Source organism: Immundisolibacter sp. (genome assembly GCF_041625615.1).
GTDB lineage: Bacteria > Pseudomonadota > Gammaproteobacteria > Immundisolibacterales > Immundisolibacteraceae > Immundisolibacter.
Map to the genome: position 1 here is coordinate 1 of NZ_JBFJTF010000195.1, position 3,283 is coordinate 3,283.

Below are 3,283 nucleotides of genomic sequence, written 5' to 3' on the forward strand. Positions count from 1 at the left end.
AAGCCTTCCGGCCCGACGCCGGTCGGCAGCGCCTGGCGCAGGCTCAGCTGCTCGCCGACACCGTTCACGTCGTACACGAACACCAGGCTCGCGCGCTCGGAGCCGACGAACAGCACCCGGTCGGTGCCGTACTCGGCGAAGGCGACATTCTCCGGTTCGTTGCCCTTGTTCTCGGAGCGGTCTTCCGGATAGTGGCCCAGACGGGCGGCCAGGCGGTCGAGCGTGTTGCCCGAGCCCCACAGCAGCGTGCCCTGCTTGTCGAACAGGCTGAAGCCGCGCGAGCCACCGAACAGGTCACCCTCGTCGGCGGTGGCGAACTGGCCGCTGTTGATCCAGGCCACGCCGTCGGGCTCGCGCGGCACGGCGGCCAGCGACGCCGTCTGCTCGATCAGATCGTTCTCGTCCGTGTCGATGCCGCTCAGGTCCACGCTGCCGGCGCTGAAATCGTGGGTGATCTTGCCGTTGCGCAGGTTCACCAACACGATGTGGTTGTTCTCCTGCAGCGTCACGGCCGCCACGTTGGCGCGGTTGATGCTGACGTACTCGGGCTCGGGATCGTCCGGAAACAGGTCCGCCACACCCTCGAGGCTGACCTGGCGCAGGCTCCAGGCCCCCGGCGCGCCGACCAGGTCGACGATGGTCAGGAAACCGGCCGGCAGCTGGGGCGGCTCGCCGTCGCCCAGGTCCTCGTCGCGCTCGTTCTCGATGGCAATGGCCGCGTAGCGTCCGTCGGGGCTCACCGCCACGCTGTCCGGCTGCCCGCCCAGCGCATGCGTGGCGACGATGTCACGCGTGGCGAGGTCGATCACCACCAGCTGGCCGCTGGTGTCGACGAAATCAGCCGAGGTGTTCACCGCCACCAGGGCGTGGTTGCCGACCACCGCCACCGAGGTCGGCTCGCCGCCCAGCGCCACCGTGCCGGCAGGCTGCGGCGCGGCGGGATCGGCGATGTCGACGAAGCCGACGTTCTCGCCCTCTGAATCGGTGTAGATCAGCAGCGTGCCGTCGGTGCTGGCGGCGACGATCTCGGCCACCGTCTCCTGCTCGATGTCGGTGTTCAGGAACACCGGAAACGAGGCGATCCGCTCGAAATACGGCGCAGTCCCGGCCGACACGGCCGACGACTGGCCCAGCAGCGCCAGGCTGACAGCCGCGGCGAGCGCGGACAGGCGGGGTTTGGTAAGCGGCATTGCGTTGGGCTCCTGTGGGTTCTGGGTGTGACGTGCACAACCGCACCCGGGCGGCTGGCGGGGCCACCGTAAAAGCGCAATGTGACCGGGCATTGACGGCCGCCTCACCGACCGGACCCCGCCCCTGACTCGGATCAGTGCCCCGACCGCGACGGCTTCCTACAGTGCAAGACCCGGTACGGGCCAACGGGGCCCGTGCGTGCCGAAGTCGCCGGAGCCGGCCATGTCCAACACGCTCATCCACAAAGCCAACGGCGCCGGCCACGCGCTGCCCAACCTGCCGGACTACGACGCCACCCGCGCCAGATTCTCCTGGGCGCTGGAACGCCAGGCGCTGCGCGGACTGCCCGGCGGCGGCCTCAACATCGCCATGGAGGCGGTGGACCGGCACCTGCAAAACGGCCGCGGTGACCAGGTGGCGCTGCGCTGCCTGTCACGCGGCGGTGCCGCGCGGGAGTTCACCTACGCCGAACTGGCGGCGGAAACCGGCCGTTTCGCCAACGTGCTGCGCACGCTCGGCGTGCAGCCGGGCGAGCGCGTGTTCAGCCTGCTCGGTCGCGTGCCGGAGCTGTACCTGACGGTGCTTGGCACGCTCAAGGCCGGCGCGGTGTTCTGCCCGCTGTTCTCGGCCTTCGGCCCGGAGCCGATCCGCGCCCGGCTGGAACTGGGCGGCGGGCGCGTGCTGGTCACCACGCCCACGCTCTACAGGCGCAAGGTGGCCTCACTGCGGGCACAACTGCCGCAACTCGAACACGTGCTGCTGGTGGGCGAAGATGCGGACGGCGAGGACACGCGCAGCTTCGGCGCCCTGATGGCGCAGGCCGACACGGGCGGCAGGATCGCCCCCACCGGCGGCGAGGACATGGCGCTGCTGCACTTCACCTCCGGCACCACCGGCCGACCCAAGGGCGCCGTGCACGTGCACTGCGCGGTGCTGTCGCACTACGTCACCGGCCGCCTGGCGCTGGATCTTCACCCCGGCGACGTGTTCTGGTGCACGGCCGATCCCGGCTGGGTCACCGGCACCTCGTACGGCATCCTCGCGCCGCTGGTGATCGGCGCCACGCTGATCGTCGACGCCGAGGAATTCGACGCCGAGCGCTGGTACGGCATCCTGCAGGACGAGCGGGTCGACGTCTGGTACACGGCGCCGACCGCCATCCGCATGCTCATGCGCCTGGGCGACGAGGTGCCGGGGCGGTTCGATCTGTCGCGCCTGCGCTTCATGGCCAGCGTCGGCGAGCCGCTGAATTCCGAGGCCGTGATCTGGAGCCAGCGCGTGCTCGGCCGGCCGTTTCACGACAACTGGTGGCAGACCGAGACCGGCGGCATCATGATCGCCAACTTCGCCGCCATGGACATCAAGCCCGGCTCCATGGGCAAGCCGCTGCCGGGCATCGAGGCGGCCATCGTGAGTCCGGCGCCCGACGGCACGCTCGCGTTCGTGCCGGACGGCGAACAGGGCCAGCTGGCACTGAAGACCGGCTGGCCGTCCATGTTCCGCGGCTATCTGGGCGAGGACACGCGCTACCGCACGTGCTTCGTCGGCGACTGGTACCTGTCCGGCGATGTCGCCCGACGCGACGCGGACGGTTACTACTGGTTCATCGGCCGCGCCGACGACGTGATCAAGACCTCCGGCCACCTGATCGGCCCGTTCGAGGTCGAGGACGTGTTCATGCAGCACCCGGCGGTGGCCGAATGCGGCGTCATCGGCAAGCCGGACCCGGTGGCCGGCGAGATCGTCAAGGCCTTCGTGGCGCTCAAGCCCGGTTTCGAGGCCGACCCGGCCCTGCACGATGAACTCATGGCGCACGCCCGAAAACGCCTCGGCGCCGTGGTGGCGCCCAAGGAGCTCGAATTCGCCGCCCACCTGCCCAAGACGCGCAGCGGCAAGATCATGCGCCGCCTGCTGAAGGCGCGCGAGCTGGGCCTGCCGGAAGGCGACACCTCGACGCTGGAGAACACCTGATGGCGCCGTTGCCCGACGCCGACACCGCGCACGCCCTGCTGCGGCACATGCTGCGCATCCGCGCCTTCGAGGACGCCTGCGCCGAGCAGTACAGCGCCACCCGGATTCGCGGCTTCCTGCA

1 protein-coding gene and 1 pseudogene are annotated in these 3,283 nt (G+C 70.1%); one reads left to right on the forward strand and one right to left on the reverse strand.

The window, feature by feature from the left end:
- A pseudogene (locus ABYX71_RS11275) lies at positions 1–1,190 on the reverse strand (alkaline phosphatase); the annotation flags it as partial.
- Positions 1,191–1,413: 223 nt separating this feature from the next.
- Here ABYX71_RS11275 and acsA point away from each other — a divergent pair.
- Positions 1,414–3,162 carry an acetate--CoA ligase gene (acsA, locus tag ABYX71_RS11280; protein ID WP_372696594.1) on the forward strand — a complete coding sequence of 583 codons (1,749 nt, stop codon included), beginning with the start codon at positions 1,414–1,416 and terminating at the stop codon, positions 3,160–3,162.
- Positions 3,163–3,283: the final 121 nt, after the last annotated feature.

Bases quoted from the DNA above. Each gene is read 5' to 3' on its own strand.
- acsA (WP_372696594.1), top strand. From the start codon at position 1,414: ATGTCCAACACGCTCATCCACAAAGCCAACGGCGCCGGCCACGCGCTG.